The sequence below is a fragment of the Planococcus sp. TJ-301 genome (genome assembly GCF_058268475.1).
Genome location: NZ_JBZDOH010000001.1, coordinates 2,172,342 through 2,198,088, shown reverse-complemented (window position 1 = coordinate 2,198,088; position 25,747 = coordinate 2,172,342). Strand labels below are relative to the sequence as shown.

The following is a 25,747-nucleotide window of genomic DNA, read 5'->3' as shown; positions in this document are numbered from 1 at the left end:
TTAGAAAAAACGGGCAGCCAGCGTTCTGTTTGTAGAAGGGTCTTTTGATTTCATGATTCTTCAATAATCGGTCAAACGGCCATTGTCATTCCATTGGCCGTACATTTTGTTTTCTCTTGTATTTTTAATAAACTTATCCAGCCTTTTATTGAAAATAGCAGGGTCATTTCTAGAACTTTGAATGGTATCAATTCGGATTCTCCGGTACAGTTCAGGAAAGTTCAGGAAGTTCTCATATACCTGGCTATCTTCTTTCAGACGGGTTTCAATATCCTTGTCGATAATAAAAGATTCAGGCCGCATATCGGGGAGAATTTTCAACCCTTCCTCTTTCATCCTTCCCAAGTTAACTAATCTTCGTACTCGTTCCTTATTTAATTCTGTCCAATTGCTTGTTTTCTTTCGCGGAGAAAACCGTTGAGCCAATTCAGCAGCTGATATTTTCTTTGCTATGCCATCGATCCAACCAAAACACAAGGCCTCTTCCACTGCATCTAGATACTGAATGACACCTGATCGTTCAGGTACACTTACGATTACCCAACAACATTTTTCTGTTGTTGAATTTTCCTCAAGCCAATTTCTTAATTCTTGCCTTGTCTTAACTTTGAGCAGATTCTCAATTTCCAATGTGGATGCATCCTTTCAAATTAGTTTTGGCAGGAAGTTAGTGATAGTTACTAATAAAATATATTCTCTCAAACAGTTCAGTCAAATCGACTGAACTGTTTTATTACTAAATGACGGTAATCTAGTTCTGCAGAGCCTGATCATCATCCAAAAAAGCTTTTAACAAGCAATCTTTAATTTCAGAACATTCTTATTTAATGCTATCATTTGAATAAGGAGTGATGATTTTGGAGTTGAAAGATGCTATTCATAGACATAGATCCATAAGAGAATATGAGGATCGGGAAATCAGTCCGGAACTGCTGGACGAAATATTAGAGGCGGGCATTCGTGCTTCTTCAAGCGGCAATATGCAAACTTATTCGATTGTTGTTACGCAAGACAAAAAACTTAAAGAAAAACTATACACAGCACATATGGAACAATCGATGGTAGTTGATGCTCCAGTGCTGGTCACATTCTGCGCTGATTTTAATAGAATGAGAAAATGGCTGGCTCTCAATGATGCGCCTGTCCATTTTGATAATTTCATGAGCCTGATGATAGGTGCCATTGATGCAACTTTAGTGGCGCAGAACTGTGCATTGGCAGCAGAGGATGAGGGACTGGGCATTTGTTATATGGGCTCAACGCTTGCGAATTGTGACCAAATTGGCGAACTCTTGAACTTGCCGGAAAATGTTGTGCCAATAGTAGGCTTTTCTTTAGGATATCCGGCAGAAAATCCTGCCCCGCGAGACCGGCTGCCCATGCATGGAATTGTTCACTACGATCAATACCGTGATTATTCGGAGGAAAAAATTCTGGAAATTTATAAAGAAAGAAATAAAAAGGGATGGGACCGCTATATGGAGGTTCCCAGGCTAAAGGAAATGACGGAACAGCTAGAATTAACGAACCTTGCGCAAATCTATTCAGTGGCCAAATATACGAAGGAACCTCATCTTGAATTTTCCCAAACGGTGCTGGACTACTTGGAAAAGCAAAATTTCATGAATAATGGATGATATTCCTCGATTCCTGAGAATGGAAAGACATGAAATTGAATGAATAAAATAGAAACTTCCTTTAAATCTAAAACGGAGAACCTTATTGCTGTTCAGTCTATATCTACTTTAGTATAATTCTAATGTAAGAATTATTGTATGCCGTTAACAATAGTTGGCATCAATAATTATGGATTAGAGTTCACCATTTTCATTATCATTAGGAGGGTTTAAAAGATGGATAACAATGACCAAAAGCGTCACACAGCTGCATCAGATGCACAATGTCCGATAACGGGCGCAGGAGGCGGGCAGCCAACCAGCCAAACAGGTGGGCACAGAGATAGTGCCATTACAACTTCGAACAAACCAGGCAAAACCCAAAATAAAGACTGGTGGCCGAACATGCTGAACGTCAACATTCTGCATCAGCATGATAAAAAATCCAATCCTCTAGGAGAAGAGTTTGATTACAAAGCAGAATTCGAGAAATTGGATTATGATGCATTAAAGCAAGATCTTCACGCTTTGATGACCGACAGCCAAGACTGGTGGCCGGCTGACTATGGCCATTACGGTGGTTTATTTATCCGTATGTCATGGCACGCCGCAGGTACTTACCGTACACTGGATGGCCGTGGAGGCGGTTCTACCGGAAATCAGCGTTTTGCACCGCTTAACAGCTGGCCGGATAACGTAAACTTGGACAAGGCCCGCCGTTTGTTGTGGCCGATCAAGAAAAAATACGGAAACAAAATTTCCTGGGCTGATTTACTCGTCTTGACGGGCAACGTGGCACTTGAATCAATGGGCTTCAAAACGTTCGGATTCGGCGCAGGCCGTGAAGACATTTGGGCACCGGAAGAAGACGTTTATTGGGGCAATGAAAAAGAGTGGTTATCGGATAACCGTTATTCAGGAGACCGCGAATTAGAAGAACCTCTTGCTGCAGTTGTAATGGGCTTGATTTATGTGGATCCGCAAGGACCAAATGGCAAGCCTGATCCCCTTGCAAGTGCTTACGATATCCGTGAGACCTTTGGCCGCATGGGAATGAACGATGAAGAGACAGTTGCGTTAATCGCAGGTGGACATACATTCGGTAAAGCTCATGGAGCTGGAGATGCTTCTGAGGTAGGTGACGATCCGGAAGCAGCTGTTATGGAAAACTTGGGAATGGGCTGGAAGAGCACATACGGTTCAGGAAAAGGCCGCGATACGATTTCAAGCGGTATCGAAGGGGCTTGGACTGCCAACCCGACACAATGGGATAATGGCTATTACGAGCAATTGTTCGGCTACGAGTGGGAGTTAACGAAATCTCCTGCTGGTGCATACCAATGGACGGCAAAAGATTTGCCAGAAGATCATATGGCGCCTGACGCAGAAGATGCATCCATCAAAGTGAAAACAATGATGACAACGGCAGACATGGCGTTGCGCATGGACCCGGCATACGAAAAGATTTCCCGCCGTTACTATGAAAATTTGGAAGAATTCCAAGATGCCTTTGCTCGCGCATGGTTCAAGCTTCTCCACCGTGACATGGGGCCAACAGTGCGTTACTGGGGACCAGAAGTTCCAGAAGAAGTATTGATTTGGCAAGATCCAGTACCGGAAGCACCAGGTACATTAAAAGACAAAGAATTGGATGAGCTGAAAGTGAAGATCCTTGAAAGCGGACTAAACCCACAGCTATTGGTTAAAACAGCTTGGGCTTCTGCCAGCACGTACCGTGATTCAGACAAGCGCGGCGGCGCCAATGGAGCACGCATCCGATTCGCTCCTCAACGCGATTGGGAAGTAAATGAGCCAGAAGAATTGGCCAAAGTTCTTTCTTTCTACGAGCAGTTGAAAGCAGAAACCGACAACAAAATCAGCATCGCTGACTTGATCGTGCTTGGAGGAAATGCTGCAATTGAACAATCTATAAAAGCAGCTGGATATGATATCGCTGTGCCATTTACTCAAGGTCGCGGAGATGCACTTGAAGTACACACCGATGCAGAAAGCTTCAAAGTGTTGGAGCCGATTTCAGATGGTTTCAGAAATTACCAGAAGAAAGAATATGCAACAAGCCCAGAAGAAATGCTGCTTGATAAAGCGAGCTTGCTTGGCTTAACAGCTCCGGAAATGACTGTATTAGTCGGCGGCATGCGCGCATTCGGTGCAAATTACCAAGGGGCTACAGAAGGAATTTTGACCGACAAAGTCGGCGTGTTAACAAACGATTTCTTCGTTAACTTGTTGGATATGAACATCGAATGGACGCCAGTCAAGTTCAATAAATACGAAGGCAAAAACCGTACGACGGGCGAAGTCGTACGCACAGCAACACGTTTTGACTTAGTATTCGGTTCGAATGCGATCCTTCGTGCAATTGCCGAAGTTTACGCACAAGACGACAGCAAAGAAAAATTTGTTCGCGATTTCATCAAAGCATGGAACAAAGTGATGAATGCCGATCGTTTTGATGTAACGAACTAATAAGAAAAAATCCTGGCCAGGAGCATCATACTGGCCAGGATTTTTTTGCCGTAAGTCCTCTTTAATTAAAAAATGCTTGCGGTTTTTTATTTCATAAAAGATGTTCGAGGCATTCCATCATAAACCGAATCTTTTAAGCGAGAAGATGGAAATATCAAATTCGCTCCGGCCTGCTAAAGCCATTTGGCTTAATACTTCGCCCATCACACTGCCAAACTTAAAGCCATGCCCAGAAAAACCGCAGGCGAAAATGACACGATCATTTTCCGGATGGAAGTCGACGATAAAATCATTGTCACTGGATAACGTATACAAACAGGTTTTCCCTTGTTCAAGTTTCCCGTTTGCTTCAGGCAGGTAGCTTTCAAGAAAATGCCTCAAATCGCCTTCATCTGCATCGTATAATCCGAAATTCTGTTTTTGCAGATGCGGATCAATTGCTTGTCCTCCATCCGATCTACCGATTTTAAGCCCAGTGCCATTCAGGCTAGGAAAACCATAAAACTTTTTATCATGGTCTTCTACGTAAAAGGAAGGGAAATGGGCCGCATCGTATAGGGAATGAGGGGCTTCGAACCAACCGACGGCTTTGCGTGTCGGCTGAATGGGCAGCTTTAAATCGGGCAGTAGTTTCGCAGCCCATGCCCCGGCAGTGACAATCACTTTCTTGGCAAGGAATTCCGCATTTCCGGTTGAAATTTTAACGCCTTTCGCATCATGTAAATCGATGTGCTGAACAGGTGTATTGGGCATAAAATGTGCTTCGTTCGCAAGCGCAATTTCTTTATACGCCCGAATCGCATTCTCGCTGTAAATGACACCGGATTCCGTTTCAAAGCAGCCGATAAAATGGTCCGGCACTGAAAAGCCGGGCCATCGCTCTATAATTTCAGTGCTGTTGAGAACCTCTAACGATAGGTCATACTTTCTGGCAGCTGCAATAGTTTCCTGTAGAAAAGGGGATTCCTTCGGGCCAAGGCCAATCACTCCGGTTTTTTCAAAAATCTTGGTGCCGGTCTGCCGCTCTAATTCCTCCCATAGCTGCTGGGCACGCAGCACTAACGCAACGTATTGTCGGCCTTCGCCATAAGCATGCCGGATCAAGCGGGTATCCCCGTGGTGGCTGCCATTAAGGTGAGGCGGGTCGAAGGCATCGATCAATAGCGTTTTTGCGCCTTGCTGTGCTAAAAAGGCGCCGGCCGCCATGCCCATGGTTCCGGCGCCGATGATGGCGGCATCGTAAAGAGATTCGTTTGTCATTTTTATATCACTCCCATACTTGCTGAATTTGAAACGTTTTAAGAAGGCAGGCTGGCCTGTAAAATAAATGGATATGAATTATTATTAGAATAGTAGTGAAGATTTGAATCATTGTCAATCAGCCATTGTACGCCCAGCAATCATAAATTCCGGATTTCCACAAAAATAATTTGTGTAAATTCAAAATAAAAGAAAAATTCATTTGACATGAGGAGCAATGTCAAATACTATCGTTAATATGTAAAAAAATTAAATAACTTATCAAGAGAGACTGAGGGACAGGCCCTGTGACGTCCAGCAACCATCATTTTTATGAGAGGTGCTAATTCCTGCAGAATGGTTTTCATTCTGAGAGATAAGAAATTGGTTGAGCCTCTTTCCTATTGGAAGAGGCTTTTTTGTATCAAAAAACAGGGAGATTTCCCGCGTGCTTCGCACGGATAACACCACTTAGACAAAGAAAAGGGGCTTGAACATGAAAAGAAACCATTATTTATTCGTATCGCTGTTTTTATTAGTAGGTGTAACTGGAGCATTAAGCGGGTGTTCATCAAAGGAAGCAACAAGCGCAACGGGCGACCAAGTGATTTTGGTAGGGACGCAGAATGATTATCCACCGTTCGCTTTTGCGGATGATAACAACGAATTGACCGGGTACGACATCGACGTTGTAAAAGCGATTGATGAACAATTGGATGGCTACGCATTCGAGTTTGTCGCCGTTCCGTGGGACAGCATGTTTCTGGCTTTGGAATCCAATAAAATCCAGGCAATAGCGGACCAAGTAGCGAAGACGCCTGAACGCCAGGCAAAATACTTATTCACCGACGAGTCTTATTTTGCCGCTGAAACGGTCATTGCCGTGAAATCCGGGAGAGAAGATATCCAAACAGTCGAAGATCTGGAAGGCAAGGCGGTCGGCGCATTAGCGGGCGATTCGTATACGCTTTTGCTGGAGGAATACAACGAAACGGCGAAAACCCCTATCGACTTGAAATACAGCGAAAGCGGCAACCCTTCAGAAATTCTGCAGGATGTCCAAAATGGGCGTGTGGATGCCTATGTCAATGATCCAATTATGATCAATGCGGTGTTGGAAAAGAACGATTTAGGCGTCGAAATTGTGGGCCAGCCCTTGGTCAATGATGATATGGGGATTGTCTTGAAAAATGGCGAGCAGGGCGAAGAGTTGAAAGCATTGGTTGATCCGATTCTGGAACAGCTTAAACAGGACGGCACCTTAGCAGAACTATCGAAAAAGTGGACTGGCGGAGAATATATTCCTGAATAAAAGTTCCTGGAAGGAAAGAGAAAATGGAGAATTTACTGGATCTGAATTTTTTAATCGATAGTTTTCCTGCGATTGTTTCACGGCTGCCCATTACGATCGGAATAGCGGTCGGCTCATTGGTATTAAGTTTGTTTATCGGCGTTTTTACGGCATTGATTAAAATATATAAGGTTCCGGTATTAAGTGTAATTTCATCGATATACGTATCTTTTATCAGGGGAACGCCTTTGCTGGTTCAAATCTATCTCGTGTTTTATGGAATACCGAAGATCATTTACTTTCTGCAGATCGAATACGGTTGGCTGCAATCCGCAGACGTCAATAGCATTGCGCCTGAAGTATATGCGTTAATGGCATTTTCCATCAACCTCGGCGCGTATTTATCCGAAACGATCCGTTCCGCAATTGAATCGGTGGACCGCGGCCAATTTGAAGCCGCGAAAGCGATCGGCATGAGCCCGACGGCTATGATGCTGAAAATCATCTTCCCGCAGGCTTTGGCCGTAGCCATACCGAACCTCGGCAATATGTTCATCAGTACGATCAAAGACACATCTCTTGTGTTCATCATCGGCGTCGTGGACATTATGGGGCAAGCCAAAATTCTTGGTTCGCGCGGCTTGGCATTTTTTGAAGTATATATTGCGGTATCCATTGTCTATTGGATTCTTTGCATTATCGTGGAGCGGGTGCTAGTGAAAATAGAGAAGCGGGCGCGCAGATATGAAAGAGGGATTGCGGCATGATCAAGTTAGAAAACATCCACAAATACTATGACAGCCAACACGTCCTGAAAGGAATCAACCTAAAGGTCTCTAAAGGTGAGATTGTATCGATTTTGGGTCCAAGCGGATCAGGAAAATCGACGCTGCTGCGCTGCATCAATTTCCTGGAACAGCCGACGAGCGGAATCGTGGAAATCGGCGGCAAAAGAGTGGACGTTGAATCTGCAAGCAAGGCAGATATTTTCGCGTTAAGGACGTCGACCGGTATGGTCTTTCAACAATATAATTTATTTAAAAATTTGACCGTGCTGGATAATGTGATGATCGGCTTGACGAGCGTCAAGCAATTGAAGAAAGACGAAGCAAAAAAGAAGAGTCTGGACATCTTGGAACGTGTGGGATTGACGAATCGGCTCAGCTATTACCCGGCACAATTATCCGGCGGCCAGCAGCAGCGGGTCGGCATTGCCCGTGCGCTTGCGCTGAATCCGGAAGTTTTATTGTTCGATGAACCGACGTCTTCACTTGACCCAGAGCTGGTTGATGAAGTTTTGGCCACGATTAGAAGCGTAGCAGCTACTGGGAAGACGATGTTTATCGTGACCCATGAGCTCCAGTTCGCCCGTGAAATCTCGGACCGCGTCATTTTCATGGAAGACGGCGTGATTGTCGAAGAAGGAACAGCAGAACAGCTTTTCACTCAGCCGAAAGCTGAAAGAACAAAGCAGTTTTTAAGTAAAGCAAGCCGAAATAAGTAGAGATGATAAACGAACCTGGACATAGGAAGGATGTTTTGAAATGAACCCGATCGAACAAATTTTGAAAAGCTTTCCAATTGTCATTCTTGACGGCGCAATGGCGACAGAGCTTGAGAATTACGGCTGTAACTTAAATGATCGTTTATGGTCAGCGAAAGTTTTGATGGAAAATCCGGAATTGATAAAGAAGGTCCACCTCGATTATTTCCAAGCCGGTGCAGATTGCGCAATTACGGCCAGTTACCAGGCGACGATCGAAGGCTATAAAGAAAAAGGGCTGACAGCGGACGAGGCAGCGGACTTGATCAAAAAGTCGGTTGGACTGGCACAAGAGGCGCGCGATGAATTTTGGGCGGAGCTGGACGATCAGTCGAACCGGCCGAAACCGCTGGTGGCCGCTTCTGTGGGTCCGTATGGTGCATTTCTTTCGGATGGCTCTGAATACCGCGGCGATTACGGTGTGGGCAAGGAGGAGCTGAAGGATTTTCACAGAAGCCGCATGAAGCTGCTGGCAGAAGCAGGCGCTGACCTATTGGCGTGTGAGACAATCCCTTCTTTGCTGGAGGCGGAAGCGATTGTGGAAGTGCTGAAGGAATTTCCGGGAGTGTACGCGTGGATCTCTTTCAGCGCGAAAGATGCTTTCCACATTAGCAACGGAGAAACGGCTGCTGAATGCGCCAAATACCTAGATGGCCAGGAGCAGGTAGCGGCAATCGGCATTAATTGCACGGCGCCAGCTTTTATCGAATCACTGATAAGGGAAATCGCGGAGGAGACCGCAAAGCCGATTATCGTTTATCCGAATTCCGGTGAAGCGTACGACGTTGCGAGCAAGACGTGGGACGGAAAGGCGCTTGAAGAGCGCTACAGCTCCCTTAGCCAAAGATGGCATAAAGCCGGGGCGACAGTAATCGGCGGCTGTTGCAGGACCTCTCCGCAAGATATCGAAGGCATTGCCGCGTGGGTGCGCAATTCCTAAAGCTGCAAATAAAAAAGGAAGGCTTTTATGCGGCGCATAAGAACCTTCCTTTTTTATCGGTATCAGCGGTGCTGGTCGAGCAGGATCGGGTTGCCGTCCGGATCTTCGACAGTGAAGCTCGCAGGGCCTTCGCTCGTTTCATCCGCTTCGCTGAGAAATTTTACGCCGCCGGCTTTCAGTGTTTTCTGGAGCTCGCGAATATCCGCAAACTCCCCCAGGTTTTGCGCATTTTCATCCCAACCCGGATTGAATGTCAGGATGTTCTTTTCGAACATGCCCTGAAATAGGCCGATAATCGTCGTGCCGTTTTTCATAATGAGCCAATTTTGCTCGATATCGCCGGCGAACGTTTCAAACCCCAGCTTTTCGTAAAAATCTTTCGAGGCGTGGATGTCGCTGACGTTTAGACTGACTGAAAAAGCGCCCAATTGCATGTTGTTGCCTCCGTTTCACTTTTTAATAGTAGGCATTCGCCTTCCGCTCTAATCAAGAATCCACATTATTTAGTCCAGTGCTGATTCAGCTGGGTTCTTCTTCGCAGACAGGGAAGCAAGCACAGATTCATCGAATCCTTTTACGATGAGCCATACAGCTAAAATCATTTCCGTGGCTGCTACCGGCAGCGCCAAAATGCCCCCCCAGAAAGACACTTGTTCAATTACTCCGAACATGACTAACAAAGCACATATAAAAACGAATATAGCACCTGTTATTCCTAAAATAGATATAAACCTGGGTACGAGCCTGGTTCTATAAAAAATATAGCTGTACATAATCGTGTTAATCCCTAGAAAGAAAAGTGGTCCAAGCATAAATGTCCAGTCATGGATAGCGATCAATGAAGTTCCGGCAGCTTCAAAAGAGGCAGTATCCGGAGAGCCTGCTGCTGCAAATTCCCGGCTTAAGGTTAGTAAAGATAGTACACTGATTACACCAATAGTAATGACAACCGCTTCAAGAAACCGGAAGCAAACATGCCAAAGAGCAATTGTTTCGTTGTACTTTCTTAAAAATGGAAACATTGTCGTCGCCGTGCCGACCGCTGATACGACGAGAACCAATTCCATAAGCGCTCCAAGTATGATCTGGTTGTCGTGTTCGGCACCTTCAACCAGGTAATTGGGTACGTTTAGGATAGGAGCGTATAAAAGGACACCGGCAACCGCTGAAACTGCTGCCAGTAGAAACAGCACACCCACAATTTTTGCCGCTCTTTTGTTAGAATTCATTTCCTGCCTCCTTTTTTAAAACCTCATAAAAAATAAAGCAAAACAATCGGTGTTCTTAGCGCCCCATCCCTGTAAAATATCTCTGGCTGCGGCAAGTTAAGGATCCGAGCAATGCGAAAAGCCAGTTCTAGGGATGACAGAAGTTTCTCTTTTGAGGCTCTATTCAACAGCATAGCTGGAAGTTCCTGCTAAATTCAGATAAAAAACTTCTCTTCTCTAAAAGCTTCTGGGGTTGAAGGGAATTATGCCTTGCAAGCTTCTTCCTAGCCTTGGTTTTTGTTTGTTATTAGGCCATTGCAAAAGGGCTTTCCGCTTTATAACGCGCTTTAAATAGTTTATAATTGGGAGTTGGTAGCAGATATTTAATGTAAATAGCCAATATGGATTATGATAAACTTATAAAAAAGGCAGAAGAGCTGTACAGCCGGACTAGGCATGCATCTTGATCTGCAAATATACGGGATAAGGAAGGGTATAATGAGCAACCGACATGAAAAAACAGATGTTATCTTAATTGGTGCGGGAGTCATGAGCGCAACTTTGGGCGCAATGCTTAAAGAAGTAGCACCGGAATGGGAAATCAAAGTGTTTGAGAAGCTCGAAAAAGCGGGAGCGGAAAGCTCCAATGAGTGGAATAATGCCGGTACGGGGCATGCGGCACTGTGCGAGCTTAACTATACACCCGAAAAACCGGATGGCTCTGTAGAAATCAGCAAAGCGATCAATATCAACGAACAATTTCAGCTGTCCAGACAGTTCTGGTCTTTCCTGGTGAACAATAAGCGGATCAGCAATCCGCAGGACTTCATCATGCCGATTCCGCATATGAGCATGGTGCAGGGCGAAAAAGACGTGAATTTTTTGAAGAAGCGTTTTGAAGCGCTATCTAAGAATCCGCTGTTCAAAGGCATGGAATACTCTGCTGACCCTGAAAAGCTGAAGCAATGGATGCCGTTGATCATGGAAGGGCGCACGTCGAACGAACCGATTGCGGCAACCAAAATCGACTCCGGCACAGACGTCAATTTCGGCGCGTTGACGGAAATGTTGTTTGACCACCTGCAACAGAAAAATGTCGAGATCAATTACAAGCACAGCGTCAAAGACATCAAACGCACGAGCGAAGGCCTTTGGGAAGTCAAGGTCCAGAACCTCGCCGACAATAAAATCGAGTACCACACTGCAAAATTCATCTTTATCGGTGGCGGCGGCGGAAGTTTGCCATTGCTGCAAAAAACCGGTATTCCGGAATCCCGCCATATCGGCGGATTCCCAGTGAGCGGAATGTTCCTGGTCTGCACGAATCCGGAAATCGTCGAACAGCATCACGCGAAAGTCTACGGCAAAGCGAAAGTCGGTGCACCGCCGATGTCCGTGCCGCATTTGGACACACGCTTTATCGATAACAAAAAATCCTTGCTGTTTGGGCCATTTGCCGGCTTCTCGCCGAAGTTCCTAAAAACAGGTTCGAACATGGACTTAATCGGATCGGTTAAACCGAACAACGTCTTCACGATGCTTGCTGCTGGGGCGAAAGAGATGTCATTGACGAAATACCTTGTTCAGCAAGTTATGCTGTCGAACGAAAAGCGCGTTGAAGAACTGCGTGAATTCATCCCGACTGCCAAGCTTGAGGACTGGGATGTCGTAGTGGCTGGCCAACGCGTTCAGGTCATTAAAGATACAGAAGCAGGCGGCAAAGGCACCTTGCAATTCGGCACCGAAATCGTCAGTAGCGCTGATGGTTCGATCGCTGCGTTGCTGGGAGCTTCTCCAGGCGCTTCGACTGCCGTTCACGCAATGCTTGAGATCTTCGACAAATGCTTCCCTGAGCACAAGCAGGAATGGGAACCGAAGATCAAAGAAATGATTCCTTCATACGGTACAGCGCTTGCTGAAAACCCAGCGCTGTTCGAAGAAATCCATGCGGCTACAGCGAAATCGCTAGGCTTGAACGAAACAAACGTGACCGCATCTCCAGTTTCCGGTGCACAAGCGGCATTGGTTAATGAAAAAGCTTAAGAATTTCTCTAGACAAAGAAAAGAACCTCTAAGCCGCTCGCGGCTCGGAGGTTCTTTTGCTGTTTCCGGCAAAATGCCGGCAAGGATGATTCGGATTTTATTTGAAGAACGGCGTTTTTTTCAATGCGATCGCCACAGGTATTGCGACTAAAAGACCGACGACATTTTGTACGATATTGCCCGGAATCGACGCTGCCGGCACCACGAAGTTGCCGTAAATGATCGCTTCTCCGACGTAGTAGATGGCCAGCATGAATGGGATGGAGACGATTGCCGCCAGGATGTTGTAGCCGACGCTGTTTCCGTCGCGGCCTTTCGACCAGGCGATTTTTCCGACCAGATAGCCTTGTAAGCCGCGTGCCAGGATGGTAATTGGCGCCCATAACGTCCAGCCAGATACCAAATCGAATAACCCCATGCCGACTGCGCCTGCGATTGCCGCTTTTTTAGGGCCGAAAACGATGGCGATGATAAAGAGCATCGCAGTTCCAAGGTGGACCAAGCCGCCATTTGCCGTGATTGGCAATTTGATGTTCAATAATAATGTGGCAACAAAGACGAGTGCGATGGACATCGACGTCAAAATAAGATTGAATGTGCGCTTATTGGAATAAGACGCTGCAGGAGCTGTTTTTTGCATAGCCGTAACCTTCCTTTTCTTAAAAGGCCGGGGAACCTCGTGAGACGGGCTGTTCCGCTGCTTTTTGTTTTAAATTTACTGATAACACTAGCAGAGGACTGGCGTAGTGGAAAGTATCAATTTGGGATAATGTTTAGGGGTCAGTTTTATCTAAAAGGATAGAAGCATGAAATGCCAGGCTGGAAGAGGCGAAATTTATTGACACATTCGCTGCCATGCCTTATTGTTAAAGACGCGATGAGCTCGTTTACGTAAGACGGACAAATACTCCTTTTAGGAACACGTTGTGAACCGTGATTTGGACGCCGTAAAGCAGCACCTTACCTCCGGGTAGGGTGCTTTTTCTATTTCATATGATAAAAAAAGCCGGAAACTGCAGCGATTTTACCGCGGTTCCTGGCTTTTTTGTGATTTTAGTTTTATTCTGTTGACCGAAACCGGATACAGGCGTGGAAATTTGAGTTTGATTAGCTGACTTTTCTAGCAGTTACTAGCAAAAAGGGATAAAATAGCAGAAAGGCATGGAAACGAATTATGCCAGTGATGGGAGACCACATGTATGTTAGCGGAACAAACCCGATATTCCAGACTTGCCAATATAACGAAGATCATCAATACGAAGCTGGAACTGCGTGAGGTGCTGCAGCATGTCACACAGGCGATTTCAGAAGAGATTGTGCAATGCAGTTCAGTGGGAGTTTTCATGGCCCAAAATGACGGTACCTTCCGAGCAGTTGCGGGAAAACCGGATGTCATTAACGGGCAAAAGCTTGAAACGCAGGTGATCGACCCGGCTACAGACCTGTTGGCCAAGCAAGTGATTGAAACGCGGAAAACAATCTACATTCCTGATACCTTAAAAGACAAGCGGCCAGACCGCACGCCGGTCGAAGCTTTTGAAGTGAAATCGCTGCTGGCGCTGCCAATTTGCTTTGAGCAGGAATTGTTTGGTTTGGTTTTCTTATTCGATTTTGGAAAGCCGATGTATTTAACGGAATCGGAAATTCAAAGCGTGGAAGCTTACGTCAATATGGCGGCAGTCGCCATCCAGAATGCGAAAACGTTCAAACAAAAAGAAGAGCTGATCGCTGAAAATCAACTGCTGCTCAATGTGACGCGTGAGCTGTCGATGTGCTCATCGATCCAGCAATGCTTGGATAAATGTTTCTACTATTTGGCGAAAATCTTAGGCAGCGAAAAAATTATTGCCCATCTATTGGAGCCGGTGGAGAAAAAGACGGTCGGCCTTACCAAGATGAATAAAAACTGCGCTTGGACAGAAGCAGAGTGGAGCAGGAAGCTTGCAGGCGCAGACCCTTCCCGGAGCTACGGGGAGTTGGCGGAGGAAGCGATTGCTTCAAAAAACGTCATGCTCATTCCGGGTGAAAGCCAGGCAGGGCTGCTGATGATTCCGCTTGTATCCATGGGAGAAGTGTTAGGGGTTATTGCAGTGGCCGAAGTGGACGTTGCGGGCTCCGAAGATTCCCAGGTTAAGATGGCGCAGTCGATTGTTGACACGACGGCTCCGACGTTCTCGAATTTATTGCATATGGACCAGCTTGAGAACATGGTCGAAGAGCGGACGAGTGAGCTTGCGGCTGCCAACGAAAAAGTGGCGAGCGTCATTGAAAGCATCACAGACGGCTTTTTCGCGTTGAACAAGGATTGGGAGTATATTTATATCAATAAACACCAATTCCTGCCGCATAACAAAACGGCGGAAGAAGTAATAGGCAAGAATATGTGGGAAGTATTCCCGAGCGCTGCCAAAACAGCGATGTATGAAGAATTCCACCGCGCTATGAATGACCGGGTGTCAGTGCATTTTGAAATCGATTCGTTGGAGGGTTATTGTTTTGAGGCAGTGGCGTATCCTTACGATGAAGGCATTTGCTGTATGTTGAAGGATGTCACGGAAAAAAGGAAGTATGAGAAGGAATTGAAGCGGCTTGCCAATTTGGATCTGATCGGCCAGATGGCAGCGGGCATCAGCCACGAGGTCCGCAATCCGATGACGACCGTTCGGGGCTTTCTTCAATTGCTGCAGCAGGAAGATGGGCTGCAGGAGCACGCAGGGCATTTCAACCTGATGATCGAGGAATTGGATCGCGCCAATGCCATTATTACAGAATTCCTGTCAGTGGGAAATACGCGGACATCCGATTTGCAGATGTCGAACCTGAATGCGATCATCGAAGGCATTTCCCCGTTGATCAAAATTGATACATCCAACCAAGACAAAGAAATTGAAATTGAAACCGAAGAAATCCCTGAACTGCTGCTGAACCATAACGAAATCCGACAATTGATCATCAATATTTACCGTAACGGCCTTGAAGCGATGGAGGCGGGAGGGCTGCTGTACATCAGCACCTATTACAGGGCGGACGAAAACTGTGTCGTGCTTGCTATACAAGACCAAGGAGAAGGAATCCTGCCGGAGGTAATGGAGAAAATCGGAACGCCGTTCTTCACGACGAAAGACAATGGGACGGGCCTGGGGATGGGCATCTGCTACGCCATCGCCGCCCGCCACAATGCCAAAATCGAAATCAAGACGGGTCCGAAAGGCACAACCTTCTTCACCAAATTCTTTTTATAGAAAAGTAAGGCACGGTAAAGTCAGCCATCGCCACCACCACCGCCACCGCCGCCATCACTTCCGCAGTCTGAAGAAGAGGATTCGCCGCTGTAATAATGGGTGGAGCTTCCTGAACTATTGTCCGGATGATCGAACCGGTGGGGAGAATGATTGATTTTATTTTTTCGCCAATCGAGCAATGCTGCAAAACCGATAACCGAGACGAGCGATACGAAGAACCACATCATGAAAATCACTCCTTCATCAATTTGTAAGGATTGGAAAATGGCCTTTCGGTTTTATTTACGGCTGGGCATCGCTGAGGTTTCAGTTTATTGCAAAAAAAGAACGGCGTTATCTGCAGAAAAGGAGATTGTATATGAGATTTGGCATTATCGGAACGAATTGGATTACCGACCGGATGATTAAAGCGGCAAAAGATTTGCCGGAGTTCAGCATCGGCGCCATCTATTCCAGAACGGAAGAGACAGGCAGAGCATTTGCTGAAAAATATGGCGTGAAATATGTTTACACGGATTTGGCTGAGATGTTCGAGAGCGGAAAAATCGATGCGGTCTATATCGCTTCCCCTAACGCGTTTCACGTGGAACAAAGTGTTCTTGCAATGAAACACGGCATTCACGTGCTTTGTGAAAAGCCTGCTGCCACATCTGCTGAGGAATTCGACCGCATCATTGAAGCCTCACAACAGTATGGAACAACGTTTATGGAAGCGATGAAGTCAACCGTGACACCGACTTTCCTCAATGTGAAAAAGAACCTGGACAAAATCGGACCGCTGCGCCGTTTTGTTTTCCATTACAACCAGTATTCGTCGCGCTACGACAAATACAAAGAAGGCATTATCGAAAACGCTTTTATACCGGAACTTGGCAATGGCGCCAAAACCGACCTTGGCGTTTATTGCATCGCGCCGATTGTCCACCTTGCCGGAGAGCCGCAGGCAGTTTTGAAAAATACGCACCTGTTATCGACCGGAGCCGAAGGGCAGGGGAGCATGATCCTCAATTACGACGGTTTTGAAGCAGTGGCGATGTATTCGAAAATATCGGACTCGTACATGCCAAGCGAAATCCAGGGCGAACTCGGCGTCATCGAAATCGACCGCATCAGCGACCCGAAGATTGCAACGATTAAATACCGCGACGGCAGCACTGAAGACTTGTCTGTGGAACACAGCTTTGACACGATGTATTACGAACTAAAAGAATTCATCGATTGTGCGAACGGCCAGAAACTGGAATCTCCAGTCAATACCCATGAAATATCCCGGATCACTGTCAAAATCCTGGCACTCTGAATAAAATGAAAAAAGCCAATGCGGCTGCGGAGTTAACTCGCAGCTGCATTGGCTTTTCTATTGTTTATTAGTTAAAGGTTAGTTTGATGCAGAGTCGCCTTCAATGATAGCAACGATGTTTTTGTCATTCGCTTTTACATGGCCTGTTGCTTGGACGGAGATTGATTGTCCTTCTTCCAGGTTTGTAAAGACGACTGGCGTAATGATTGAAGGTGCATTTTTTCCGACATAATCCAAATCCACTTCCATCAGCAATTGGCCTTGTTCGACAAGGTCGCCTTGCTCAATCTTCGAAGTGAAGCCTTCACCTTTCAGGTGGACCGTGTCAATACCGATGTGGATCAGAATCTCTGTGCCGTTGTCCGCCACGATGCCGATTGCGTGCTTCGTAGGGAACACCGTCACGACTTTGCCGTTGACCGGAGAAACTACTTTGCCATCTGTTGGGCGTATCGCAAAACCGTCGCCGACCATTTTGCCGGAGAACACTTGGTCAGGAACTTCGCTGATCGGCAAAATTTCACCGGTCATCGGGCTGCTGAACTCGAATGCCGCCAAATTAACTGCTGCTTCTTCTGCGCTTACTGCAGGAGCTTTTTTCGCACGCGGCGTTTTGCCGTCCATGATATCCTGCATCTGGCCGCGCAGGCTATCCGACACAGGGCCGAAGATGGCCTGGATGTTATTGCCGACTTCCATGACGCCGGAAGCGCCAAGTTTTTTCAAGCGAGCTTTGTCTACATTGTTTTTGTCTTCAACGCTGACACGCAAGCGTGTAATACAAGCATCAAGGTTCGCAATATTTTCTTTGCCGCCCATAGCTTCAAGGATTTCATAAGGCAAGTCGCTGATTACTTCATCAACATCATCGCCTTCTTCATCCGCTTCACGCCCAGGAGTCATCAAGTTGAACTTTTGGATGGCGAAACGGAAACCGAAGTAGTAGATGACCGAGAATACCAGTCCGACAACGATGACCCAGAACCATTCTGTACGGCCCGGCATAACGCCGAACAGCAGGAAGTCGATCAAGCCGCCAGAGAAGGTCATGCCGATCTTAACGTCGAGCAAGTGCATCGTCATGAACGACAGACCCGCAAAAACTGCATGGATACCAAACAGGATAGGAGCAACGAACAAGAACGAGAATTCAAGCGGTTCCGTGATACCCGTCAAGAATGAAGTTAATGCGCCGGACGCCATGATGCCGCCGACAATTTTCTTTTTCTCAGGGCGCGCTGTGTGGTAGATTGCCAAAGCAGCAGCCGGAAGGCCGAACATCATGAACGGGAATTTCCCAGTCATGAATGTACCAGCGGTAAAGTCGACGCCGTCTTGCAGCTGAGCGAAGAAAATGCGCTGGTCGCCGCGGATGATTTCGCCCGCTGCGTTTGTATAAGAACCGAACTCAAACCAGAACGGTGAGTAGAAAATGTGGTGCAGGCCGAATGGGATCAATGAACGTTCGATTGTCCCGAAAACAAAAGCCGCAAGCGTGCGGTTCGTTTCAAGCATGAAATGGGAAAGAGCATTCAAACCGTTTTGGGCGAATGGCCAAACCAGGAACATCACGATGCCCAGGAACACCGCCGAGAAAGCAGTGATGATCGGCACAAAGCGTTTTCCGGCGAAAAAGCCGAGAAACTGTGGCAATTGGATATTAAAATATCGATTGTATAGGAAAGCTGCCATGATACCAACAATGATACCGCCGAAGACGCCTGTCTGCAGCGTCGGGATACCCAACACTTCCGCGTACTTGGGATCCGTCGTCATTTCAGGCGTAATATTGCCGAACGCCTTCATCGTGACATTCATGATCAAATAGCCGATGATGGCTGCGAGGCCCGCTACGCCGTCGCCTTTGGAGAGTCCGATGGCAACGCCGACCGCGAACAGCAACGGCAAGTTAGCAAATACGATGCCGCCGGCTTCCGCCATGACGAATAATAATTTCTGAAGCCAGTCAGCGCCGAAGAATGGCACCGCTTCCAAAAAAGAATCTTGGGCAAAGCTAGTACCGAATGCAAGCAGGATACCCGCAGCTGGCAAAAGCGCGACCGGCAGCATCAATGCTTTACCGACTTGCTGCATAAGGCCGAAAAGATTTCGGGATTTTGCAGGTTTTGCAGTTTTAACTGACATAAAAATTCCTCCTTATTAATAAAATGGGCTATCTTAGATGCGGCCAAAGTGAACGGTGCTGGCAAAAGAAAAGGCATGAGCAGAAAAGACGCGATTAAAAAAGGATGGAATTCCCCTTTGGATTAATCTTTGAATCTTTTCATACTCATGCCTGATCGTATCAGTAACACGTATGTTTGGCTTATTTAATTATTGAGCAAGCGTTGAAGGTGAATCGTCAAATAAAGCACTTCAGCTTCATCAATCGGCTTGTTCAATTGGTTTTGCATCACTTTAATCAGCTTCCACGCAAGATTATAGCACACCGGATATTCCTTTTTCAACAATTCTTCGAGTTTGCGTTCCTCGGCGATGGAATTGCCTTTATGGGCACGGTCGATAGCGCGGTGCAGGTGCTGGATCAGCCGGTGGTAATCGACATCGTCTCTTTGCAGCTGAATCGACAAGTTCGCTTCAATGATTTCCACCAGCTGTGAGATGAGCGCATTGTAACGATTGATGTCGCGCAGCGATTTGTCGGTCACTGCGCTATGGATATGGAGCGCGATAAAGCCGATTTCCCCTTCAGGAAAAGTGATCCCGATATGCGATTCGACTTTTTTCACGACCTCTTTGGCGACACGGTATTCTTTCGGGTATAGCGCCTCGATTTCGTAAAGGAACGGGTTCGAGAACTGCATGTCTTTTTGCGCCCGGCTGATGGCGAACGCCAGATGGTCTGTCAAAGCGACATGGATATGCTCGTTCAGCTCTTTGCCCATGCCGTCTTCGATAAACAGCAGCAAGTCATGGATGAAACCGAGAAGGTTCTCCTCGATATGGGGCAGCAGGTTGACGTATTGCTCCATTTCTTTTTCATCTTTCAGCAAAAAGGTTTTGTCGGCGGTGTCGAAAGGGATGCTGTCGCCTTTTTTCCGGTTGAAGCCAAGCCCATTGCCGATCAGCACGACTTCTTTATAGGTGTCATGGCGGGCGATGACGACATTATTATTCAATACTTTTTCTATAATTAAAATCTGTTCCATTTCAACCTCCATCCGCCTGGCTTCGTGTATCTCTTTTCATTGCGCTCTTGCGGACGCTTTCCGCGGGCCTGGCTTCAGTCTCCTCGTCGCTAGAAAAAGAGCTGCTCCTGCATCGCTTCGCTAGCTTCGTCGCAAACGAGGTTCTACAAACCTCGTTTCCTGCGGGGCCTTCAGCTCAGGCTAGTTCCGCAGGAGTCGCCGCCTTCCGCTTCATTCAAATGTCTTTCTTGATAGTGAACTTTTTCTTTTGTCAAAGAAAATGAAAGTTGCAGTTTCAGCATGTTCTTTAATTTCTCTAGATATGGAGCAAAACAGTGAAGAAAACCTTACTGCTCCTGCATCGCTTCGCTGCTTCGTCGCAAAGACTTGCCCTCGTTAGCTTCGGCCAATGTCTTGCCCGCGGCAAGCGAAGCTGTTTTGCGGAATATCGATACCTATTATAAAAAACTAAAACGCCCATAAAACTTTTTTGATTAGCATTATTCTATCATTTATTGCCATATTGCAATAGCAATTAAGATGCTGTCAGAACGGTTAAGCTTTTGTAAACTTGGTCTGCATTCATTGAGTTTGGAAAAATTCAGGCGTATACTGGCTTAATAGTTTCTATTTGTATAATGAGGAGGCAATAATGTGTCAATCAAACCGAAAGCAGTATTTTTGGACATGGATGGAACCATCCTGAATCACCACAACAAAGTGAGCATCCACACGAAAGAAATTATAGACGAATTGCGCAGCGAAGGCGTATTTGTTTTTATAGCAACAGGGAGATCGGCGGCTGAATTAACAGAGATGTTGCCGCCAGGCTTTGCGGTAGACGGCATCATCACGGCGAATGGTATGTCGGGCTATATTGGCGAAGAGACGGTATTCGAGCATTCTTTATCGCTGGAATTGGTGGAAACGATTATTGGGAAAGCACGCCAACATGAAATCTATTACGAACTTTTCCCTTATGGCGAATCGCGGATCGTCCTCCAGCAGGACCGGGATTTTGTAGAAGCGGCCATCCGTGAACCAAAGCCGGACTCGGTGCAGATCAACGAATGGATTTCGCGCCAAAAAGCGCTTGCGGAAGAAATTGCGTGGACGGAAACAATCGTCGGCAGCCATTTCTCCAAATTTTATTTTTTTGCGAGAACGAAGGAAGAAATCGAAAACTGGAAAGTCGTACTTGCGGAACTGCAGCAGGACATGGACTTTACGATGACGCCGTCTTCTCCGCATAACGCGGAAGTGATGGTGGCGAATGTCAGCAAAGCATCGGGCATTGAGCAGATGCTGGAACGCTTCGGCTTAACAGGTTGCGACACATTGGCGATCGGCGACAGCGACAACGATTTGAAGATGTTCGAATTTGTTACCCATTCAGTGGCAATGAAAAATGCACATGACCACATCAAGGCAGTCGTCGATGAAGTGACGGAATTCACGTGTGACGAAGACGGGGTCTACCATTTTTTGAAGAATCGTGTATTGGCATTGAAGGTATAAAGAGTAAGCAATAAAAAAGAGGGCTGCGGTTTTTAGGCGCAGCCCTCTTTTTTTATTGCTCAGAAATATTCAAGTTGCCGGTTTCTTCATCATAGAACCGCAAAAGGTCGCCGATGATGATTTCCTCTGAAAATTCCAGTTCCGTTCGTGCCTGCTCCGTGAAGGGTGCACACAACATCGGGTCAATTTCTTCGCCTGTGCCATTTTCATAGCACGTATTTGCGGCGTAGACATAGTCTTTCGTAACGTAGCGACCATCGCGGAAAATAGCGCTCTCTTCATGTTCTTCTGAGAACAAGTCACTGCCGAATTGCATATCGTTGTCTGTCTCAACACCCATTAAGTTGAGGATTGTCGGGCGCATGTCAATCTGGCCGCCGATTTCTTCGTTCACATGTCCTTTGCCGGAACCGGGAATGTGCACGAAGAACGGTACGCGCTGAAGCTGTGCGGATTCATAAGGCGTAATTTCTTTCCCAAGATATTGCGCCATCGCTTCGTTGTGATTTTCCGAAATGCCATAATGGTCGCCATACATGACGATGATCGAGTTTTCGTAAAGGCCGCTTTCTTTCAATTCATCAAACAATTCTTTTACTGCCTCATCCAGGTAGCGCGTCGTCTGGAAATAACGGTTGAGCGTACCGGAGTTCGAATCGAATTCATCGATCATTTTGTCTTGCTCATCCAAAGTGAACGGATGGTGATTGGTCAGTGTGATTAAACGGCTATAAAATGGCTGCGGCATTTCGGCCATATGGGCAACTGATTGTTCGAAAAACGGAATGTCTTTCATGCCCCAATTGACCGCATCGCCTTCGCCTACGGTAAAGCTTTGAATATCTAGGAATTCATCAATTTCCAGTGATTCATACATCATGTCGCGATTCCAGAAACTCTTTGTATTGGCGTGCTGGACGTTCGTGACGTAGCCTTCGCCACCCAATTTTTCAGCCATCGAATTGTAGGTATTGCCGCCGTGCGTAAAGAATACAGCGCCTCCGCTCAGCGGATACAGCGAGTTTTCAAGGATGAACTCGGAATCCGATGTCTTGCCAAGCCCTGTCTGGTGATAGAGATTCGGGAAGTAGATGGTATCTTCATCAGTCGTCAGTTCGTTCAGGAAAGGGGTGATGGTTTGCCCGTTCATTTTTTCATTGATGGCAAAGCTTTGCATCGATTCCAGCGTCACGACAATCAAGTTTTTGCCTTCTGCAATCCCAGTCATGTCGCTGGATGGATCGGCTTGATTGGCATGGACGTAATTCTGGACATCCGTCAGTTCAGAACCATCGGCAAAGGCACGCTGTGCTTGTGATTTGGACTGAATGTAGACGTCGTAGAGGTGGTAATTGTACATGCCGATATTCTTCACCAGCATCTCGCGGTCAAAACTGCGTGTCAGCAGCTGCGGACGTTCCGCCTCGGCTAAACCGAGATTAAGGAACAGCACAGCTGCCGATAATACGAAATAGACACGGCGATGGATTTTCAAGCCCATTTCATTCGTTTGCTTCGTGCGGAGGAACTTAATAGCCAGCAGGACGACTAAGAGATCGGTGAAATACAAAACGTCGGTCGGGTAAATGCTTGCGGCGGCGCTGGATCCAAGATCGCCGAAATTATCAGTCTGGAACAGCACCGGCAATGTGATGAAATCGCTGAAAAAGCGATAAAAAGCGACGTTGCCGTAAAGAATGACCGAAGTGAGCAGCATTGCCGCCACTAAATAGCGGTTTTTGTTTTTTTCGGATTTGAAAAATAGGGATACTCCGTACAGGAACAGCAAAAGGCTTAAGGGGCTGATGAACAGGATCAATTCCTGCATCGGATTGTCAATCGTGATCGAGAAGCCGGTTTTGTAGACGAAATAGGTTTTCAGCCAAGTCGCAAGGACGGCGATTGCCAAAATCGTATGTTTCGGCCATTCTTTTTTCAGCATATAAAATCTCCTTTTAAAAATACCGGGCATTAATTTTCCAAATAACGATAAAGTGTCGATTTGCTGATGCCGGTTTTTTCTTTAATGTCAGCTAGGCTGTATTGTTTGCTTTCGTACATCTCAATGGCTTTTTTAACATTTTCATCCGCTTTGCGTGGACGTCCGGATACAGCGCCTTTTTCTTTGGCCGCCGACAAGCCGGCTCTGGTTTTTTCACTGATAGCATCGCTTTGGAAATCGGCCAAACAGTGGAGGATTTTTTGAAACGGGTATTGTTTCTCGTTGGCGGTGTCGATTTCTTCGCGCATTGACAAAAGCGACAGGCTTTTGGCTTCCATAGTGTCCAATAGCTCAACTAAATGGCGTGTAGAATCACCTAAAGTGTACAGTTTTGAGACGATGATTTTGTCGCCGGCACCAGCTTTTTCAAGCAGCTCGTACAGACGAATTCTTTTTTTGGGAGAAGCATGTTCTTCTATATAAATGTCTTGGCAGCCTGCATTTTTCAGCTGTGCAACCTGATTTTCGCAAACCGGATCTTCTGCACTTGGCCTTGCGTATCCTATCAACACGGTAAAATCTCCCTTACATAAAACGAATTCCATCCATTATACCATAAATAGAATAAAAAAGTTCCAAAAAGGTTCTCTTTTAGGAACGATGATGATACACTATTGCTATTGCAAAAAAGGCTCGGCTTTTATGAGAGTTAAAAGCCATAAAAATATAGAGTAAAAGGGAGTAAGGGCTGTGTTAGAAAAAATTAAAACTCAATGGTTTGGCAATGTGAGGGGAGACATCCTGGCAGGGATTGTCGTAGCGCTTGCATTGATTCCGGAAGCAATCGCATTCTCGATCATCGCGGGGGTTGACCCGATGGTGGGACTTTACGCCTCGTTCAGTATCGCCGTCATCATCGCATTTGTCGGCGGGCGGCCAGGAATGATTTCCGCAGCTACGGGCGCTATGGCTTTGCTGATGGTGCCGCTTGTACGCGACCACGGGCTGCAGTATTTATTGGCGGCCACTATTTTAACAGGGGTCATCCAATTATTATTGGGGGTATTTAAAGTTGCGAAATTGATGAAGTTCATCCCGCGGGCTGTCATGATCGGCTTTGTCAACGCACTGGCTATCCTGATTTTCATGGCGCAAGTGCCGCATTTCCTTGGCATCAATACACTGACGTATGTGTTTGTCGCCATCACGTTGGCGATCGTTTACATTGTACCGCGATTTTTTACAGCCATTCCGGCTCCATTGATCGCATTGGTGGCATTGACTGCCGTTACGATTTATTACGGTTTTGATATGCGCACGGTGGGGGATTTAGGCACTATCAGCCAGACATTGCCGACATTCCTGCTGCCGGACGTGCCATTCAATCTTGAAACCTTAATGATCATTTTGCCGTATTCATTGGCATTGGCTGTGGTCGGCTTGTTGGAATCGTTATTGACCGCCAATATTGTTGACGATATGACGGGGACGTCGAGTGACAAGAACAAAGAGTCGAGAGGGCAAGGAATCGCCAATTTTGTCAACGGGTTTTTCGGCGGCATGGCCGGCTGTGCCATGATCGGCCAATCGATCATCAATGTTAAATCTGGAGGCCGCGGCAGATTGTCTGCGTTCGTAGCCGGTACGTTTCTGATGTTCCTGATTATCGTTCTGGGCAACGTCGTCATTCAAATTCCGATGCCCGTGCTTGTCGGCATCATGATCATGGTGTCGATCGGCACATTCGATTGGTCTTCGTTCAGCTATTTGAAAAAAGCGCCGAAAGCCGATGCGATTGTCATGGTGGCAACCGTTGCGATTGTGGTATATACGCACGATTTGTCAAAAGGTGTTTTTGCAGGTGTTTTATTGAGCGCGATTTTCTTTGTCGCTAAAATTTCAAAGATCAAAGTGGAGAAGGAATTGCAGGAAGCTGCCCGTTACCGGGTGGTCGGCCAATTATTCTTTGCTTCGGTCGATGATTTCCTGGAGAAATTCGATTACGAAGTCGAAGGACAGCAAGTGTACATCGATTTCACGGATGCGCATATCTGGGATGATTCCGGCGTCGGCGCTGTCGACCGGGTCGTCTTGAAATTCAAAGAAAACCGCAACGACGTCGTAATCACCGGCCTCGATTCAGGCAGCCAGAAACTGATTGACCAATTGGCTATTTTCAATAACGATAAGGCCAAATTGCCAACCCATTAAACCAATGAAGGAGTGCTG

21 protein-coding genes and 1 riboswitch are annotated in these 25,747 nt (G+C 46.5%); of the genes, 11 read left to right on the top strand and 10 right to left on the bottom strand.

What is annotated here, in order from left to right; translation table 11 throughout:
- Positions 1-60 precede the first annotated feature (60 nt).
- A complete protein-coding gene (locus tag AC4EHJ_RS10685) occupies positions 61-630 on the bottom strand; it encodes a YdeI/OmpD-associated family protein (RefSeq protein ID WP_490975544.1) in 570 nt (189 codons plus the stop codon).
- A gap of 221 nt (positions 631-851) precedes the next feature.
- Here AC4EHJ_RS10685 and AC4EHJ_RS10680 point away from each other — a divergent pair, with 221 nt between their 5' ends.
- Both AC4EHJ_RS10680 and katG read left to right on the top strand, forming a co-directional pair.
- Positions 852-1,637: a nitroreductase family protein gene (locus AC4EHJ_RS10680; protein WP_490975543.1), complete on the top strand. Its 786-nt coding sequence runs from the start codon at positions 852-854 to the stop codon at positions 1,635-1,637.
- Between the two features lie 216 nt (positions 1,638-1,853).
- Positions 1,854-4,103: a catalase/peroxidase HPI gene (gene katG, locus AC4EHJ_RS10675; RefSeq protein ID WP_490975542.1), complete on the top strand. Its 2,250-nt coding sequence runs from the start codon at positions 1,854-1,856 to the stop codon at positions 4,101-4,103.
- Positions 4,104-4,220: 117 nt separating this feature from the next.
- Here katG and solA read toward each other — a convergent pair whose 3' ends face one another.
- A complete protein-coding gene (gene solA / locus AC4EHJ_RS10670) occupies positions 4,221-5,363 on the bottom strand; it encodes an N-methyl-L-tryptophan oxidase (RefSeq protein ID WP_490975541.1) in 1,143 nt (380 codons plus the stop codon).
- Between the two features lie 255 nt (positions 5,364-5,618).
- A riboswitch (SAM riboswitch) is annotated at positions 5,619-5,725 on the top strand.
- Between the two features lie 113 nt (positions 5,726-5,838).
- Here solA and AC4EHJ_RS10665 point away from each other — a divergent pair.
- Genes AC4EHJ_RS10665 through mmuM form a run of 4 tightly spaced genes read left to right on the top strand, consistent with a single transcriptional unit; the run spans position 5,839 to position 9,116 of the window.
- Entirely contained in the window at positions 5,839-6,654 is an 816-nt protein-coding gene (locus AC4EHJ_RS10665; protein WP_490975540.1) for a transporter substrate-binding domain-containing protein, read from the top strand.
- A gap of 23 nt (positions 6,655-6,677) precedes the next feature.
- Positions 6,678-7,400, top strand: coding sequence for an amino acid ABC transporter permease (locus AC4EHJ_RS10660; RefSeq protein WP_490975539.1), 723 nt, complete (start codon positions 6,678-6,680; stop codon positions 7,398-7,400).
- Positions 7,397-8,137 carry an amino acid ABC transporter ATP-binding protein gene (locus tag AC4EHJ_RS10655; RefSeq protein WP_490975538.1) on the top strand — a complete coding sequence of 247 codons (741 nt, stop codon included), beginning with the start codon at positions 7,397-7,399 and terminating at the stop codon, positions 8,135-8,137. Before AC4EHJ_RS10660 ends, AC4EHJ_RS10655 begins: the two co-directional genes overlap by 4 nt.
- 40 nt (positions 8,138-8,177) lie before the next feature.
- Positions 8,178-9,116 carry a homocysteine S-methyltransferase gene (mmuM, locus tag AC4EHJ_RS10650; protein WP_490975537.1) on the top strand — a complete coding sequence of 313 codons (939 nt, stop codon included), beginning with the start codon at positions 8,178-8,180 and terminating at the stop codon, positions 9,114-9,116.
- Positions 9,117-9,178: 62 nt separating this feature from the next.
- Here mmuM and AC4EHJ_RS10645 read toward each other — a convergent pair whose 3' ends face one another.
- Positions 9,179-9,550, bottom strand: a complete 372-nt coding sequence (locus AC4EHJ_RS10645; RefSeq protein ID WP_490975536.1) for a VOC family protein — start codon at positions 9,548-9,550, stop codon at positions 9,179-9,181.
- Positions 9,551-9,619: 69 nt separating this feature from the next.
- Positions 9,620-10,345, bottom strand: coding sequence for a DUF4386 domain-containing protein (locus tag AC4EHJ_RS10640; protein WP_490975535.1), 726 nt, complete (start codon positions 10,343-10,345; stop codon positions 9,620-9,622).
- A 477-nt stretch (positions 10,346-10,822) separates the two neighbouring features.
- Here AC4EHJ_RS10640 and AC4EHJ_RS10635 point away from each other — a divergent pair, with 477 nt between their 5' ends.
- Positions 10,823-12,367: a malate:quinone oxidoreductase gene (locus tag AC4EHJ_RS10635; protein WP_490975534.1), complete on the top strand. Its 1,545-nt coding sequence runs from the start codon at positions 10,823-10,825 to the stop codon at positions 12,365-12,367.
- A 97-nt stretch (positions 12,368-12,464) separates the two neighbouring features.
- Here AC4EHJ_RS10635 and AC4EHJ_RS10630 read toward each other — a convergent pair whose 3' ends face one another.
- Positions 12,465-13,007, bottom strand: coding sequence for an ECF transporter S component (locus tag AC4EHJ_RS10630; RefSeq protein ID WP_490975533.1), 543 nt, complete (start codon positions 13,005-13,007; stop codon positions 12,465-12,467).
- A 559-nt stretch (positions 13,008-13,566) separates the two neighbouring features.
- Here AC4EHJ_RS10630 and AC4EHJ_RS10625 point away from each other — a divergent pair.
- Entirely contained in the window at positions 13,567-15,609 is a 2,043-nt protein-coding gene (locus tag AC4EHJ_RS10625) for a GAF domain-containing sensor histidine kinase (protein WP_490975532.1), read from the top strand.
- Positions 15,610-15,629: 20 nt separating this feature from the next.
- Here AC4EHJ_RS10625 and AC4EHJ_RS10620 read toward each other — a convergent pair whose 3' ends face one another.
- Positions 15,630-15,836, bottom strand: a complete 207-nt coding sequence (locus AC4EHJ_RS10620; RefSeq protein WP_490975531.1) for a hypothetical protein — start codon at positions 15,834-15,836, stop codon at positions 15,630-15,632.
- A 131-nt stretch (positions 15,837-15,967) separates the two neighbouring features.
- On the opposite strand from AC4EHJ_RS10620, the gene AC4EHJ_RS10615 reads away from it, so the two are divergent.
- Positions 15,968-16,909 (top strand): Gfo/Idh/MocA family protein, encoded by a 942-nt coding sequence (locus AC4EHJ_RS10615; protein WP_490975530.1) that lies wholly within the window; start codon positions 15,968-15,970, stop codon positions 16,907-16,909.
- Positions 16,910-16,987: 78 nt separating this feature from the next.
- On the opposite strand, the gene ptsG is transcribed toward AC4EHJ_RS10615, so the two are convergent.
- Positions 16,988-19,054 (bottom strand): glucose-specific PTS transporter subunit IIBC, encoded by a 2,067-nt coding sequence (gene ptsG, locus AC4EHJ_RS10610; RefSeq protein WP_490975529.1) that lies wholly within the window; start codon positions 19,052-19,054, stop codon positions 16,988-16,990.
- A 185-nt stretch (positions 19,055-19,239) separates the two neighbouring features.
- Positions 19,240-20,079, bottom strand: coding sequence for a glucose PTS transporter transcription antiterminator GlcT (gene glcT / locus AC4EHJ_RS10605; protein ID WP_490975528.1), 840 nt, complete (start codon positions 20,077-20,079; stop codon positions 19,240-19,242).
- A gap of 633 nt (positions 20,080-20,712) precedes the next feature.
- Here glcT and AC4EHJ_RS10600 point away from each other — a divergent pair.
- Entirely contained in the window at positions 20,713-21,576 is an 864-nt protein-coding gene (locus tag AC4EHJ_RS10600; RefSeq protein WP_490975527.1) for an HAD family hydrolase, read from the top strand.
- A gap of 52 nt (positions 21,577-21,628) precedes the next feature.
- On the opposite strand, the gene AC4EHJ_RS10595 is transcribed toward AC4EHJ_RS10600, so the two are convergent.
- On the bottom strand, positions 21,629-23,518 hold the full coding sequence (locus AC4EHJ_RS10595) for an LTA synthase family protein (protein ID WP_490975526.1): 1,890 nt from the start codon (positions 23,516-23,518) through the stop codon (positions 21,629-21,631).
- A gap of 29 nt (positions 23,519-23,547) precedes the next feature.
- Positions 23,548-24,090, bottom strand: a complete 543-nt coding sequence (locus AC4EHJ_RS10590) for a recombinase family protein (RefSeq protein WP_490975525.1) — start codon at positions 24,088-24,090, stop codon at positions 23,548-23,550.
- A gap of 178 nt (positions 24,091-24,268) precedes the next feature.
- Between AC4EHJ_RS10590 and AC4EHJ_RS10585 the strand changes: the two genes are divergently transcribed.
- Positions 24,269-25,729 (top strand): SulP family inorganic anion transporter, encoded by a 1,461-nt coding sequence (locus AC4EHJ_RS10585; protein ID WP_490975524.1) that lies wholly within the window; start codon positions 24,269-24,271, stop codon positions 25,727-25,729.
- Positions 25,730-25,747 lie beyond the last annotated feature (18 nt).